Annotated in this window: 15 protein-coding genes and 1 pseudogene; 5 read left to right on the plus strand and 11 right to left on the minus strand. The window is 62.9% G+C overall.

The window, feature by feature from the left end:
* Positions 1-144: 144 nt before the first annotated feature.
* Positions 145-705: a J domain-containing protein gene (locus L0963_RS06150; protein ID WP_234178804.1), complete on the minus strand. Its 561-nt coding sequence runs from the start codon at positions 703-705 to the stop codon at positions 145-147.
* Between the two features lie 210 nt (positions 706-915).
* On the opposite strand from L0963_RS06150, the gene L0963_RS06155 reads away from it, so the two are divergent.
* Positions 916-1,074 (plus strand): hypothetical protein, encoded by a 159-nt coding sequence (locus tag L0963_RS06155; protein ID WP_186402028.1) that lies wholly within the window; start codon positions 916-918, stop codon positions 1,072-1,074.
* Positions 1,075-1,191: 117 nt separating this feature from the next.
* Here the strand turns inward: L0963_RS06155 and L0963_RS06160 are convergent, their stop codons facing one another.
* Together L0963_RS06160 and L0963_RS06165 are read right to left on the minus strand one after the other, a co-directional pair.
* Positions 1,192-1,905, minus strand: a complete 714-nt coding sequence (locus L0963_RS06160) for a PEPxxWA-CTERM sorting domain-containing protein (protein WP_234178806.1) — start codon at positions 1,903-1,905, stop codon at positions 1,192-1,194.
* Positions 1,906-2,182: 277 nt separating this feature from the next.
* Positions 2,183-2,962, minus strand: coding sequence for a helix-turn-helix domain-containing protein (locus L0963_RS06165; RefSeq protein WP_234178807.1), 780 nt, complete (start codon positions 2,960-2,962; stop codon positions 2,183-2,185).
* A 391-nt stretch (positions 2,963-3,353) separates the two neighbouring features.
* Between L0963_RS06165 and L0963_RS06170 the strand changes: the two genes are divergently transcribed.
* Complete coding sequence (locus L0963_RS06170; protein WP_234178808.1) at positions 3,354-4,031, plus strand: PEPxxWA-CTERM sorting domain-containing protein; 678 nt, start codon at positions 3,354-3,356, stop codon at positions 4,029-4,031.
* 450 nt (positions 4,032-4,481) lie between these two features.
* On the opposite strand, the gene L0963_RS06175 is transcribed toward L0963_RS06170, so the two are convergent.
* Positions 4,482-5,540 carry an acyltransferase family protein gene (locus tag L0963_RS06175; RefSeq protein WP_234178809.1) on the minus strand — a complete coding sequence of 353 codons (1,059 nt, stop codon included), beginning with the start codon at positions 5,538-5,540 and terminating at the stop codon, positions 4,482-4,484.
* Positions 5,541-5,846: 306 nt separating this feature from the next.
* A complete protein-coding gene (locus tag L0963_RS06180; RefSeq protein ID WP_234178810.1) occupies positions 5,847-6,326 on the minus strand; it encodes a hypothetical protein in 480 nt (159 codons plus the stop codon).
* A 59-nt stretch (positions 6,327-6,385) separates the two neighbouring features.
* Between L0963_RS06180 and L0963_RS06185 the strand changes: the two genes are divergently transcribed.
* Entirely contained in the window at positions 6,386-7,741 is a 1,356-nt protein-coding gene (locus tag L0963_RS06185; protein WP_234178811.1) for a hypothetical protein, read from the plus strand.
* 24 nt (positions 7,742-7,765) lie between these two features.
* Here the strand turns inward: L0963_RS06185 and L0963_RS06190 are convergent, their stop codons facing one another.
* The 3 genes from L0963_RS06190 to xrtV are packed head-to-tail and all read right to left on the minus strand — an operon-like array spanning position 7,766 to position 10,217.
* Entirely contained in the window at positions 7,766-8,602 is an 837-nt protein-coding gene (locus tag L0963_RS06190; RefSeq protein ID WP_234178812.1) for a SurA N-terminal domain-containing protein, read from the minus strand.
* Between the two features lie 12 nt (positions 8,603-8,614).
* Positions 8,615-9,319, minus strand: a complete 705-nt coding sequence (epsI, locus tag L0963_RS06195; RefSeq protein ID WP_234178814.1) for an exosortase-associated protein EpsI, V-type — start codon at positions 9,317-9,319, stop codon at positions 8,615-8,617.
* Entirely contained in the window at positions 9,312-10,217 is a 906-nt protein-coding gene (gene xrtV, locus L0963_RS06200; protein ID WP_234178816.1) for an exosortase V, read from the minus strand. Before xrtV ends, epsI begins: the two co-directional genes overlap by 8 nt.
* Positions 10,218-10,402: 185 nt before the next feature.
* On the opposite strand from xrtV, the gene L0963_RS06205 reads away from it, so the two are divergent.
* On the plus strand, positions 10,403-11,398 hold the full coding sequence (locus tag L0963_RS06205; RefSeq protein ID WP_234178818.1) for a cell wall hydrolase: 996 nt from the start codon (positions 10,403-10,405) through the stop codon (positions 11,396-11,398).
* A 137-nt stretch (positions 11,399-11,535) separates the two neighbouring features.
* On the opposite strand, the pseudogene L0963_RS06210 reads toward L0963_RS06205, so the two are convergent.
* Positions 11,536-11,826: pseudogene (locus L0963_RS06210) on the minus strand (CAP domain-containing protein); the annotation flags it as partial.
* Between L0963_RS06210 and L0963_RS06215 the strand changes: the two are divergent.
* The gene (locus L0963_RS06215; RefSeq protein ID WP_234179125.1) at positions 11,734-12,006 is read left to right on the plus strand and encodes a hypothetical protein; all 273 of its coding nucleotides are present in this window, start codon (positions 11,734-11,736) and stop codon (positions 12,004-12,006) included. The pseudogene L0963_RS06210 and the gene L0963_RS06215 overlap by 93 nt on opposite strands.
* A gap of 191 nt (positions 12,007-12,197) precedes the next feature.
* On the opposite strand, the gene L0963_RS06220 is transcribed toward L0963_RS06215, so the two are convergent.
* Positions 12,198-12,854 carry a L,D-transpeptidase gene (locus L0963_RS06220; protein WP_234178820.1) on the minus strand — a complete coding sequence of 219 codons (657 nt, stop codon included), beginning with the start codon at positions 12,852-12,854 and terminating at the stop codon, positions 12,198-12,200.
* Positions 12,854-13,489, minus strand: a complete 636-nt coding sequence (locus L0963_RS06225) for a PEPxxWA-CTERM sorting domain-containing protein (protein WP_234178822.1) — start codon at positions 13,487-13,489, stop codon at positions 12,854-12,856. Before L0963_RS06225 ends, L0963_RS06220 begins: the two co-directional genes overlap by 1 nt.
* Between the last annotated feature and the right edge of the window lie 188 nt (positions 13,490-13,677).

Here is a 13,677-nt window from a genome sequence, read left to right on the forward strand (position 1 = left end):
CGAAGCAGAGCGGACGGCCGGCCACACCGACGGGTCGGCCTGAAGCTCGTTCGCAAGTCATCGAGAGTTGTTGCCCGCCTCGCTGGCGGTCGCGTCGTCGGCAGCTTCGGAAATGCGGAGGGGACGCTGAACTGACGTCGGCAATTATGGCCTTGGTTCACCCTTGCGCTCGCGCGTTTGGGCAATCAGTAATTGTTCTGCGGCCGTCGTGCGCGACGTGGCGATCACATGATCGACCCCATCGATTGTAATCGCCAGCGTTCCGCGCTCGTTTGTCTCGATCAGTCCCTTGGATTTCAGATACCATCGATGAAAATCGAAATGCTCGTCGCTGCACCCGAGCATTTCCTGAAGGAAGAAGGGCGCGACGCCGGCGTCCTGCGCATTTTGTCGGCGACGCTTGTACAGCTCGCGCAGGATACGGCTTTGGGCATCCGCATCGTCCAGTGCTGCCTGGGTGCCGATATCAAGGCCGGCGCTCGCCGATTGTACGCCGTCAGCCCAGGGACGATGGGCCTTGTGGAGTAGATCATATTCTGCACGCAATTCAGCATCAAGCAGCTTGCGATAGGCTTCGATCACCTGGTTCAAGTTGACGACATCAGCCGTCTCGTGATGATCGGGATGATAAATTTTGGCGAGTGAGCGATAGGCCGTCTCAAGTGCCTTGGCGTCGCGGCGCCAATCGACACGCAATATCTTCATAATAGTCGGTGAAGTCTGCGTCCTGATGCATCGCTGCATTGCCGCGATCGATAGTCCGGATTTCTGCCCGGACAGTTCGGCGGATTACGCCTTTCTATCGCGCCCTTGCGTTGGCTAGGCGATAGCCAGGCGTTGCGCAACGACCCCTCGCGCGAACGGTCGCTATGCTTTGCTTGCAGAGTTCAAGCTTGCGACCGCATTTGCGCGTCTTTGAAGCGCGGCCAACTCGGGCACGGGATTACCGAAGAGATTTTTGCAGATCTGGATACCTGGCGGCCAGCAATCGCGCCCGCCGATTTAGCGCTGGCCCCAAGCAAGGGGGCGCGGATGACGCTGCATGATGTGGCGATCGAAAATGCGGGGCATTAGGCGCCATCTCGCCATAGCCCCACATCAAGATCGGCCGGATTTTCCGGCAATATGATTTCCCGATATTCCCTGTCGAAGGTCAGCAGGGAACCCGACAGCGCTAGCGGCCTTAGGGCTTCAGCCGTAGGTTACGCGAACTTTCTGCTCGCGCTTCGCCGAACGCATCAAGCCCCCGACGGCAAAGAAGCCGAACAGGAAAAGCGCCCAGGTTGCCGGCTCGGGAACAGCGCCCACGTCGCCTTGCGAGAAACTCGCCTTGAACCAGACGTCGTCGTCTCCTGAGGCCTTGTTCCAAGTCGAGCTGGTCAGCGCGCCAAAATTGTCGCCGGCATTATAGTAGACAAAGCCGCCCCCCGGCATCTGTTCGCTGCCGAAGCTACCCGAATAGGGCATCGATGCGGTGCTCTCAGCGCCGGAGAAATCCGCGAAGAGAAAGGCGACATATTGGGCGCCGGTCGTCAGGCCAAGGCCTCCGGTCGAGAAAAGAAACTCGGTCGGATTGTCGTAGAGCGATCCGGTAAAGGATTGCAGGCTGCTGGCGAACAGTTGCGCGCCCGTCGCCTTCGATCCGTCCCAGCCGTAGATATAGGCGCGGAAATCGACCGGGTTTGTGACCCCTCCGGTGAGATACAGCGAGAAGCTGTCGAGGACATTGTCAGCGCCGACGGTGAAGGTCTGGCCATAGGCCGAGGTATCAGGGTCGCCGAACGGGCTCCACGCACCGGTGAAGGGCTGCGTTGTATCGACCGAGGTCGCTGCCGACGCTGGCGCGGCAAGAAGCACGGAGCTTGCGGCGAGGGCCGCGCTGCAAAGCAGAGTCTTGATGCGCATCGTCTATTCCCCCTGAATATGATTAACAAAACTTAAGAAATATTGCGCGGAGAGTCAATCAGTTCGCCACGCTGCGCAGCTGTGCCAAAACGGGGCATTGGGGGGGCGATATTGGGCATCGCGCTTGATTGGTGATGGGAACGCAGAGGTCGATCACAGCCGCAGAGTAGCGCGCTGAATGGCGCGCGCGGATTGGGCGCGCAGGATTAGGTGCCTGCCGACGCGGCAGACCACGCAACGAACAAACTTTCGGAAGGCGCGGAAGCCGAGCGCCTGGTTAAAGCTCGACGCTAATCTTCACCTTTTCCGGACTTGTCCCGACGGCACGCGCGATCTCCTCGCGGCTGCGATCGATCACGGTCTGGATGGACTCCGGTTCGGGTTCGTCGATCAGCTCGTCGAGCGATACGCCAAGCAGGTCCGCAAGCGCATCAAGGCGCGCGTTCTTGGGGCGAGCGCGGCCCTTTTCCCAACCCGAGATCGAAGGCGCGCTAACGCCGAGATGCGCCGCGATATCGGCCTGGCTTAGGCCCTTGCGGACACGCAGCCTTTGTAAGCGCGCGCCGAAATGGGCAATCGTGCGGCGTTCTTCGGGTAGCGCGTCGAGATGCGGCGTAGCTGCACTGCGCAGCTGAACGGCGCTCAACGCCGCAGCCGAAAGCGGCTTCCGGAACTGACAGCCGAAGAGGAGGCCGCTCGTCCACACGATCTTGGCTGAAACCAGCCCGGCATGCGGTAAATCCACCTCGATCCGGTCGCCGGCCTTGGGGTCGGCGTCGCATTCCATAAGCAGGCCGGTTTCGGAGATATTGTATATCTGAACCGCGAGCCGTTCGCCGTCACTAAGGCGGCCTTCAACAAGGAGCGGGAGATTGCGGCGAGCGCTTCGGCGCTCGCTCGCGAAATTCGGATCGGGGGAAAGATGGTCGGCCATTGGGATCATAGAGTGGAGAGATTGGGTTAAGACTTCCTTATTGGCAGCTCCGAGCCGCAGCAGGATTGTGACGGTGGCAAGGATTGAAGGCGGGCTCGGCGGGGTGCGGGCGTGGCGATACAAGCTCGCTCCGGTCCCGCAAGGTGGGACGTCGCCGATGCGGCAGGCCGTGGCTTTGGCGCCGCGGTTTGGCGCGCGGGAACATAGGCCGACCGCTTCGTGCGGGGCACCCGCTTCGGTAATGTCGCATCAATGCCACCGTGCCGGCTTGCAGTCGTACGGGGATGCCTCAGCTCGACGCGGTGCTCTCCTTGGATTGCTCGCCTCGGCCGCGACGCCCTTCGGCATGACTTAGCCGATTCTTATGATGTGTTAATTTGAGACAGGCAGCGCGCCGAAGCGCCCGGAAAAATCATGTTGCAGCGCCTAAAAAATGTTAAGAACGCCTAAATCGACTCGGATGACGAGCGAAGGCGCGTGGGTCGCGCATCTCAATTCTCAAGGGACGTTTGTCATGAAGTTCGCACTCAAATCACTTGTGGCTCCGGCCGTCCTCGGCGCGCTCGCCTTTTCGGCAACGCCGGCTAACGCTGCCATCCTCATCTGCACCAGCGCAAACTGCGTCAGCACCGACGGCAATGTGCTTGTGAACAGCGGCAGCGGTTCGACGGTCACTGGCAGCGTGGGCGGCGTTGGCTTGACCTTTAGCAGCAGCACCGATTCGACGTTGGTCGGTGGTGCCAATGGCCAGGCGCGCGTTGAATCGGTTGACGGTCTTCTTAACGCCCTGACTTTCACCATTCAGAGCGGCTATGGCTTCGAATCGGCAATCTTCAATCTCTCGCCCGTCCCTGGCAACGCGCTGAACGAAGCGACGAGCGTGTTTCTCACCTATCTTCTCTCCGACGGCACGACTGCCTCGATCACCAAGTCGGTTGCCACCAACGGCAACAACTGGTTCGGCATTTACGGTGATGCGGGCGAAGTCTTCACCAGCGCCGGCTTTATTGCCAATCCGTCGACGACGGGCATCCATGACATGCGTCAAGTGCGTCTCGGCGGTGTCGGCCAGCTCGCCGCCGCGGTTCCCGAGCCGGCGACCTGGGCGCTCATGCTGCTCGGCTTCGGCCTGATTGGCGGAGCGATGCGGTCGCGTCGCAAGGACGCGAATGTGCGCGTCTCGTTCGGCTGATCCAGCTTACCTGAAATTGAGCAGGGCCGTCGATCTCGTTGATCGGCGGCCCTTTTGCTGCATTGTCGTCCCGGTTTCGCAGCGCACGATCTGATCGCTCCCGTGGGGACGCAGGTCGGGCGCATATTCGCCAGTTCGAGAAACGCTGCAGGGCCCGGCGCTTGCCACTACCCCGGTACGTGTCAAGCCTTCGCGGCGCTGGACCAGGGCAGGTTCAATTCTCCTGGTCACCGCAGCGCTCCAGAGCCATTTCGGAGGTTGCCCGCCAGTGCGCTGCTGCGCTGCAACTCCTGGACAGGCCGAACCGCGGCCTTCACCGGATGGCTACCCGCGGCGCCCACCCCCCGTACCGGAGGAATAGCCGAATTATTGGAACGCGACTGTGCAAAGACGGAGGCCTTGGGTTTATGCATTTTGCACAATTGGTGTCCGCATCACGATAACGATGCGTTATCGTGGGCTCGGCATGCGGGACTCTGTCTTGATGGTGGCCAATCGTTGGGCAAACCAAGAATTGAGCCAATGCCGCGAGGGGCGTTCGACAATCAGATAGCTAAATGCGCCAGCGACCATCGCGGCGGGGAGCATCGCGAACCAGAAGCTCGCTCCTGCCTGCACTAAGTAAAAGGGCTGCTGCCAGAGATAGATCGAATATGAGAGCATGCCGAAAGTCGTGAACGCGCGCATCGAGAGGAATTTCCGCAGAGACATAGGGGCGTAATCCAGCGTCACTACCGCGACTGCGAGAAGAATAGCAGATGCCGTGTAATGAACCTCGATCGGGGTCAGGTAGAAAAGGACGATCGTCAGTCCGACGCAGGGTAGAGGAAGCCAGCCCAGAATTGATGCCACACGAGCAGGCACGTCGGCGCTTACTCCAATGGTCAGATACAGAGCAGCCGATAGGAAAACAGGGGCTAGCCGGACGTCGGTGCGCCAATACACCTCATGGACACCCCCGCCTTGCACGACCAGCCTTAATCCATTGGCTAGAGCGAGAAAGCCGATCGCAGCGATCACAACGCGTGCGGATGCTGGCTTACGCGCAAGTGCAACTCCAATTAGTGCGAGCAGAATGTAGCAATGCTCTTCTACTGAAAGTGACCAGACATGGGTGAGCACCGACGCGTCCGTTTGGCCGAGCGCCTGGGCGTAATTAATGGTGAAGGTCAGCGCCGACGCGGCCATCCAAGGTTCGACAGTGGTGCGCCCCCTTGCCATCCAGAGGAGGACGCCAACAGCGCACATTGCCGCGACAAACACCAACAGCGCAGGAAAGATGCGCGAGAATCGGCGGAAGAAAAAAGTCGGAAGTGGCATGCGCTGGACGAAAAGAATTTCCGCCATCAGCCTACCGCTCAGCACGAAAAAGAACTCAACGCCGAACCCGCCCATCTTCTCGAGCGCAGGCGCAACCGCACTGCCGAAATGACCGAGTAGTACAAACAGGATCGCGAGGCCGCGCCATCCGTCTAGATATCCAATTCGCTTATGCTGGGCCCCGTTCATTGGTGTCTGCTATCACGACTTCCTCACCTTGTAAGCATGCTTCGCGCTAAACGCTCCGATCCTCTCGTTGATGCGATCGACAGCACGCGCATGCCGACGGAGCAGGTGGCGCTTGGCGCGGGTATAGCGGCTCAACTGTTCCTCCGGTCGCAATAGTTCGCCCAATCCTTCATGAGCATGCGCCGCTTCCCGAGATAGGTGGTGATGGCGGCACTCCCTGCAGGTCGGCACCGCCTGCCGCTTGCGCCGCTTGATTTGCGTGCGCACCAAGGTCAACCTGTTGGCATGGTGACGGTGTCTGGGAAGTCAGGAAGATAGCCGCGCGCGGTGGTAATCGCGCGCTGTGCCGATCAGCGTCACCGTGCCGATCGCGATCCATAGCCAGCCGATCACCAGCACCGGGCCCGCCGGGCGATAGAGCAACCGATCGAGCGCGTGCAGCGAAATCGTCTCGACTGCAAAGAGGAAGAGAGCCGCCCCGGTCGCGATCAGCGGGACACTTGCCGAAGTCATGCGGGCGGGCCGCCAGCGCCGCGCGAGGAGGGTCAGTCCCGTAAAGGCGGCGATCAGCACAAGCGCGATCTGGAACGGCTGACGTTCGGGATAATAATCGCCCAGCAGCCTTATCACTTGGTCGTGGAGGCCGTGGCGGGAGCCGAGCGCGCATTCCACAGCCAGGCAGCCATTGACCGCCGCGAGTATCCGGCCCGACGGAACGCGCAGCGACAGGCAGGCGGCCGCCGCGCCGCCGAAAGCCACAACGCCCGCCCATTGGGTCGCGTCCATCAAGCCTCCCACCCTTCAAAGGGGCTTCAATATCCCTCGCAGGGGACTAAGACCAGCTTGTGCTGATCGCCGCGCATATCCTCTGGGGCGTCGTCGCCATCCTCCTCTTCCGCACGGCGCCATCGCGCCAGGCATTCTGGGCGGCCTTGATCGGCGGGTGGCTACTGCTGCCCCCGGCGGCCTATGGCCCGCTGCCGCCGCCCGGCAGCTTCACCTTCACCATCGTGGGCAGTGGGCTGCCCTCGGCGCAGCTCGTCACCAAACAATGGACTGCCCCCGCAATCGCCCTCCTGGCGTCCGCGCTGTTCGATCGCGCGCGCTGGGGCGGTCTTGCCTTGCGTTGGTGGGACCTGCCGATCGCCGGTTTCTGCCTCTGGCCGCTCCTCCAGGGGGCGTTCGTCGGGAGCGCGTCGCCCGCGCCGCCGGTTGCTTCGCTCTATCTTCTGGGCGCCTGGGGCTTGCCATGGCTTGCGGGCAAACTCTATCTTCGCGGCCGTGACGATGCCCGCACATTCGCGGGACTGCTGGCCGGGCTGACGCTGCTCATTCTTCCCTTCGCGCTGATCGAGGGTTTGACGCGCTTTCGTCTTCAAACGCTGATCTACGGGGCGAATCCCTTCGCGCATGATGGCATCGAGCGCTACATCGGCTTCCGGCCGCAACTCTTCTTCGAACATGGCAATCAATTTGGATTGTGGATTGCCGGGGCAGCGCTCGCAGCGGCCTGGCAGTGGCGCGATGCGGCGGGCGAGGGGACGGCAGCGCGGTGGCGCGTCGCCGCCGTCCTGCTTGCGGCCGCAACGCTTGCCGCGCAATCGGCGGGGGCGATCATCCTCCTGGCGGCGGGGCTGGGGCTTCTTTTCATGCCGCGCCTGTTCGGCACGCTCCGCATCGCCCTGCCGATGGCGCTCGCTGGCGCGCTCGCGGTCGGCGCGCTCCATGTCAGCGGCGCCGTACCGCTGCGAAGCATCGCCACCGACACCGCGCCAGGCAAGGCAATTGTCGGTGCGCTGCGCGCGAGCGGGCGCGGCTCGGCAACTTGGCGGGTCAGCCAGGATCTCAAGACCCTGCCGCTCCTGCGCAGGGATATATTTTGGGGCACCGGGCGATGGGACTGGTTCCGGCCCGCGGGCACGCGCCCCTGGGGGCTCCCGCTTCTCATCCTCGGTGCCTACGGCCTCGTTGGGCTTGCGCTGCTTGGCGCGGCGTTTGGCGGCGCGCTCGTGCGTCTTGCCGCCATCGCCCGTTCGGGCGGACCGAACGCGGCGGGCGCGCGGCTCGCCATATTGCTCCTCTTGCTGTCCGCGATCGACGCGCTGTTCAACAGCTTTCTCTTCTATCCCGCGATCGCGGGGGCTGCTCTCTCAGGCGGCACACCCAAAGACGCAGCGCCTGATCGCACGCCGGCGGCCTAAGCGAAGGCCGCCGCCAGGTCGGCGCTACTTGGCGGCAGGCTTCGCCGCACCCTTGGGCGCAAAATCGGGCTGATATTTGATTTCGGCAGCGGCGCGGGCCTGCTTGAGGCGATCCTGCATCGCGCTCGTCAGCTGCTGATTCTGGATCGCCTGGACCGCCAACGGACGCGCCGCGTCGCCGGTCAGCGGAACGGCGCGTTCGCTCTTGATCACTGCAACCGTGACCATGCCATTCTCAGGCGCGATGAACGGCTCGCCCGCCGGCAGCGCGCGGATCTGCTGCATGCGCTGCTTGCCGACCTGCGCCGAATCCATCTGCGCGTCGGTGCGTGCGAACTTGATGCCGAGCTCCTGAAGATGCGCCGCAACCGCTTCCATCGAATGGTCGTTCTCGAGCGCTTTCAGCGCTCCCATATCCTTGGGCAGCGGGAACTGGATGCGGTCGATTGCGAAAATCTTGCGATCGGCGAACATGTCGGGGTTGTCGGCGATGAACTTGTCGATCTCGGCCTGCTCGGGAACGCGCTGCGCGCGCTGCGCCTTCTGACCCATCAGCTGGACGAGCAGGGCATCGCGCAGCTGGCGTTCGCGCAGCAGATAATCGGGGGTCTTGTCGAGCCCCTCGTCGCGCGCGGCCTGCGCCAGCAAACGCCGTTCGACCACACGCTCGAGCGCTGCCTGCTGCACCACCTTCTTGTCGACGCCGTCGGGAATATTGACGTTACCGAGCTCGGCGTTGACTTCCTGGAGCGTGATTTCCTCGCCATTGACCACGGCGGCGACCTGGCCGGTCGGCTCCTTGTCGCAGGCGGCAAGCGAAAGACAGGCCAGGGCAATGGCGGTGAGGTTCTTGGTGCGCATCGATAGGTCCTTTTACGTACTGCTGGTCGCACCGAGCAGCAGATGCTGCAGGCGGGCATTGGAATGGAGGATGAAACTTCGAGAGAATTCGTCGAGCAATGTTTCCGCCTCGGGCGCGTCCATGCCGAGCGTCGAGACCCGCATCATCATGCCGTCAGGAATGTCGCCGGCGATATTGGCGCGAATGACCGCCATCCGCTGCTCGGCCCAGCTGCGCGGGAAGGCGTCGCCCAGCCGCGTGAAATATTGCACCTGCTCGATCCGGTCGGGTCCGGTCGCGGTGAAGAAATTGGCGGGGATGCGCCGTCCGCCAACCGGAATATCGACCTCGCGGGTGTCACTCAGCGCATAACCGCCGACCGGATAGCATGTCTCGGGCCGGTGGAGTTGCAGTACGCCGTCCTGCGCATTGTTGTAGGCGAGGAGCATCATCACCGACACGCCGCTCGCCGAAGCGTACACCCGGGTGACGAGATTGTCGTAGAGCCGGTCGCGCAGCGCATCGGGCGGCGGGAGCACCACGCCGCTCTCCGAAATGCTCGTCCAGCGCCCGAACTGCCGGGGTACCCAGGTCTCGAAGGTCTTCTCCGGAACGATCGGATTGGCGACCGCCGGCTGGCGGACGAAAGCGAAAGCCGATGCGGCGGCCAGCGTCCCGCCGATCAGGGCGCTTCGCCGCGAGATCGCCGGGCCGGAGGCGGCGCTGTCATCAGCCATGGGCCGGCTCGCTGCGACGCGCGGTGAAACGATCCCAGAGCGGTTTGAGCACCACGTCGATCCCGAAAATGGTGAGCAGTGCGATCCCGAACATCACCAGCCCTGCGAAATTATGCAGGAAGCCCTGCGCCGTTGCCTCGCCCGAATGATAGGTCAGGAGGATGAGGATGAGCACGCGGAAGAAATTGGCGATTAGCGCGACAGGCACGATGAACAGCACGAGCAGCAGCGCATAGCGCCATTCGGCCTGATGCCGCATATAGATATAGAAGAGCGAGATCGCTGCCAGCGAGACGATCGAATTGATCCCCGAGCAGGCTGCTGCGACAAGCAACTCATATTGACCGATATAGATGCGAACCCCTTCGCCGCCGATCGGATAGCCGAACAACTGAAGAAAGCCGACGGCTGCCTGCGAGAGCCACATCTTCATCGGCACGGTGACCGCAGCGACGAGCGTCTCGGGCGGCGGAAACATGAAGGCGAGATAGAAGAGCGGAAACCACAGCCCCTTCATGACCCGCAGGCCGACGAGGCTGTAGAGTACGACGAGCACGGTCGCGTACATCATATAGCCTTCGATCTCGACGATCTGGGTAATCCGGGCAAAGATCGTCAGCGGAATGAGGACCGCGAGCATTGCCCAGACCGGTCCCTGCGCGGGGATGGAGCGCATATCCCGCACTTCGAGCCAGCGCGTGTGCAGAAGCCAGAGCCCGGTTGCGAGCACGATCGGGCCATGTGCGCCGGCTTCGCCTGACCAGGATTCGCGGACAACGAAGATGAAGGTGGGAATGCAAAAGAGCGCAAGCCCGACGATCAAGGCCCACGCGCCGGGCGACAGGCGCGTCGGTAGCGACGGCGGCGCAATTCGCGATTGCTCAGCGAGCGTTGCCATCGAATTTTCCGGCATCGGCAGTCATGAATATCCGATAGAGCAAAGCGCGGCACCTGCCAATGGGCGACGCGCCTCCCGGTCGAACCGTATCAGCAAGGCACAATCGGCCGGGCATCGGTTGCAGCCACTGGACGCGGACCGGGCTTTGTCATAGAGCCGCGCGAGTGCCGAAATGGTGAGCGGATATGGTCCGGACTCGAACCGATAGCGGGCTGATACGTGATCGCCTGATCGCGGCTCTGCTTGTCCTTGCAGCAGTTGCAGCGCTCGCGTTCGCCGCCTGGGCCTTGCTTCATCGCGGCCAGAATCCGCGCCAGCTCGCCGAACGAGCACCCGTCGCCATGGCGAGGCCGCCCGTTCCCCAACCGCAGCTCTACAAGGAACTGGCGCCCGAGGATGCGCGCGCGGAAAATGCCGCGCTTCCGTTTTCGACGGCACCAATCGAGCGTGCGCCGCCGCTGGTCCTGCCGATCAACGCGTCGGACGTCGCCGGGCGGCGTTCGTCGATCGACTGTCTTACCGCCGCCATCTATTATGAAGCGGGCCAGGAAAGCGATCAGGGCAAGCGCGGCGTGGCGCAGGTCGTGCTCAACCGGGTCCGCCATCCGGCTTTTCCTAACAGCATCTGCGGGGTGGTGTACCAGGGGTCGGAAAGGCCGACGGGCTGCCAGTTCACATTCACCTGCGATGGAAGCCTTGCGCGGATTCCGACCCGGCAGGGATGGGAGGCTGCGCGCCGCATTGCGGTTGCCGCGCTATCGGGTGCCGTCGAGCCAAGCGTCGGCATGGCGACGCATTATCATGCCGATTATGTCGTGCCCTATTGGGCGAGTTCGCTCGCCAAGATCGCGCAGCTCGATCATCATATTTTCTATCGATGGACCGGCGGCTGGGGCCGCCGCGCCGCCTTCACTCAATCGGTGAGCCAGGAGCAGCCGCTCGTCGACCAGCCGCAGATCGAGGCAATTGGCGAAACCGGCTTCACCGCAAACGGAATCCCGCCGAATACCAGCGCCATATTGAAATCGCCGCGCCTTCTCGCCGACGAAAATGCAGGCGCGCCGCTCGGGGATGCAGGCGAGGGCGTGGCGACGGCGCCGGCAGTATCGCCGCTCGCTGCCGATGCCAACCGGACGGCGCCGGCTGCCGACGCCACGAGCGGGCGTCTGAAGGGGGAATAGTCGCGGCGCAGACGCGGCGCGGGGGCCGCATTGCTCGGCGCGAGCGGGTCGCGGCCGCGGACGTTGCCGGGTTCCGAATAGCGACAGACAAGAATTTCCTCGCGACCGATGTCGCTGACGCCGCAGCCCACTTCGCCCGAGCGGCTCCAGATCAGCTGCGTATAGTGCGACACATCCTCGGCACGGCCCGTCGTGCTGTTGAGCGGGAAGGTACCGGGCGTGAAATAGGTTTTTTCCTTGAGCCAGAGACCGATCATGTCTTCGGGACGGAATGCACCGGGGGTTCCGCCCCAGATGTTTTCGCCTTCGAGCGGCTTGCCGGGAACGTTGGGGGAATGCTCGAACCGGCCCGTCGCCGAAAGATGATCGGCCCAGGCCTGAGCGCCCCGCGCAAGCTCATCGTTCCAGCGCAGCTCGGGCACGCCCATCAGCTCGCGCTCGCGGTTATGGCTAGCAAGGAGGCGATCATCGAGGGCGCCGAGGCGCGGCTGCGCGCCTGTCGAAACGAGCGCAACCGTTACCAGAAGCGCGATTTTTCCTGCCTTGAGGCTGATGTGCTTCATGCGCAAATCCCCGAAACCAGGGAAAAGCTATCGCAAGCCCGCTAAAACAAGGTTTACGGGGGCGGTAAACGGCGTCCTAACGATTTTCAGGCTTGCCTTGCCGCGTTGCCTGCAGCGGTCAACGGTCGACTTTTTTTGAAGGTCCTAACCCGGACCAAACTGCCAAAGAAACCGCGGGGCGAGGATCCGACAGGCAGTGGCAGTGCAGGCTGTCTCCACCTATCGCTGACGCCTGACTAGCTGAAGCGTCTGCTTTCGGCGGCCGCGACGCTGCGCGGATCGGTGCGCACGACTTCGACGGTGTCGCCGCGCTGGGCGGCGGCGAAGAGCAGCTTTGCAAATTCGACGGGTAGGCCGATACAGCCATGGGTGGCGCGCCGGCTCGACATCGGACTGCCGTGGAGCGCAATGCCGGTATTGGTGATGAACATCGAATAGGGCATCGGCGCATCGTAGCTGCGCGAATGATAATCGGCATCCTTGTTGAGAATCTTGAAGGTACCAAGCGGCGACTGCATCCCTTCGGCGCCATAGACAATCACCGCTGTGCCAATCTCATGCCCGCCCCGGAAAACGGAAATCATCTGCCGGCGCAGATCAACCCATACACTTAGCTTCCCTGCCGGGATGTTGGTGTCGTTCCAGTCATACTCACCGTGCCGAAGCCGGTATTTTGTGTCGAGCAGCGATTTGGTTCCGGCGGGCACGAGCCCGGCTTGCGCAGCTGCCGCAGCCTCTTGAGACGAGAGAAAGGTACGCCCGGCTTGCGCCGGATGGAGAGGTGCCGCTCGCGCCGCCTGATCGGCAGCCACCGAGCTTGCGGCATCATGATTATAGCCAACCGTCGCAAGCGCGAGCGCGCCGAGGGGAAGGCCGACAATCCAGCCGCGCATCAGGCGACGCCCGGACGACCTTGCGAAAGGCCGTTGCGGCGACGAAGCGCCGCACCGCAGAGCGCAAATCCGAGGATCATCAACGCCCAGGTCCCAGGCTCGGGCACGGCACCCGTCACCGGCGGTTCAGGGTCGACGGGGGTGGTCGGGTCCCCGGGGTCGGTCGCGATCGGCGGGACGACCGTGCTGATACCGCCCGGGAACCCCGGTCCGGACGGCGTGCCGCCAATCGTCCCGGCGTCGCCGAGCGGGAGCAGCGACGGATCGGGATCGGCGAGCGCCAGCGGGCCGAGCGGATTCTCGCTCAACTGATCCACCGCCTCTTCAGGCGGCGTATCGAAAATTTTGCCGAGCGCCCGCTCTTCGGGCGCATCACGCTGCGGTCCAAGCGCGCGGGCACTCGCCGGGGCTCCGAAGTCGCGCTTGACCTTGGTCTTGATGAGGTCGGTTTCGCCGCGCTCGCCGGGCGAGCGGTCGACGAAGCGCTGCAGCGCGTCCGATGCTTGCGCCAGGAGAAGGCCGCCATCGCCGCTGAACAGCGGCACGGTGACCGACGTCGTTGCAAGAACGGCGAGTGCTGCTGCACCCGCGGCGATCCGTCTTTTGGACGCAAGAAATGTTATGACCCCTGCCATTTGACCTAATTATAGTAATTTGCTCGGTCGCGAAACATGGATTCTGCCGTTCGCGCAGTATCATTATGGCATCTCAAAAGGCCTAGGAAACTGGGCTTTATGGGCCGCGACGGGACGCCGGAGGTCAGAATCGCGGGATTTTACATAAATTAGGCAAAACTTGCATATGGTTAACCACCGCCGTTACC

It is taken from the genome of Sphingopyxis sp. NFH-91 (genome assembly GCF_021401285.1).
GTDB classification, from domain to species: Bacteria; Pseudomonadota; Alphaproteobacteria; order Sphingomonadales; family Sphingomonadaceae; genus Sphingopyxis; species Sphingopyxis terrae_A.

Bases quoted from the DNA above. Each gene is read 5' to 3' on its own strand.
- L0963_RS06205 (WP_234178818.1), top strand. From the start codon at position 10,403: ATGGTCCGGACTCGAACCGATAGCGGGCTGATACGTGATCGCCTGATC.
- xrtV (WP_234178816.1), bottom strand. From the start codon at position 10,217: ATGGCAACGCTCGCTGAGCAATCGCGAATTGCGCCGCCGTCGCTACCG.
- L0963_RS06225 (WP_234178822.1), bottom strand. From the start codon at position 13,489: ATGGCAGGGGTCATAACATTTCTTGCGTCCAAAAGACGGATCGCCGCG.
- L0963_RS06220 (WP_234178820.1), bottom strand. From the start codon at position 12,854: ATGCGCGGCTGGATTGTCGGCCTTCCCCTCGGCGCGCTCGCGCTTGCG.
- L0963_RS06150 (WP_234178804.1), bottom strand. From the start codon at position 705: ATGAAGATATTGCGTGTCGATTGGCGCCGCGACGCCAAGGCACTTGAG.
- L0963_RS06215 (WP_234179125.1), top strand. From the start codon at position 11,734: ATGCTCGAACCGGCCCGTCGCCGAAAGATGATCGGCCCAGGCCTGAGC.
- epsI (WP_234178814.1), bottom strand. From the start codon at position 9,319: ATGGCTGATGACAGCGCCGCCTCCGGCCCGGCGATCTCGCGGCGAAGC.
- L0963_RS06170 (WP_234178808.1), top strand. From the start codon at position 3,354: ATGAAGTTCGCACTCAAATCACTTGTGGCTCCGGCCGTCCTCGGCGCG.
- L0963_RS06180 (WP_234178810.1), bottom strand. From the start codon at position 6,326: ATGGACGCGACCCAATGGGCGGGCGTTGTGGCTTTCGGCGGCGCGGCG.
- L0963_RS06160 (WP_234178806.1), bottom strand. From the start codon at position 1,905: ATGCGCATCAAGACTCTGCTTTGCAGCGCGGCCCTCGCCGCAAGCTCC.
- L0963_RS06190 (WP_234178812.1), bottom strand. From the start codon at position 8,602: ATGCGCACCAAGAACCTCACCGCCATTGCCCTGGCCTGTCTTTCGCTT.
- L0963_RS06175 (WP_234178809.1), bottom strand. From the start codon at position 5,540: ATGAACGGGGCCCAGCATAAGCGAATTGGATATCTAGACGGATGGCGC.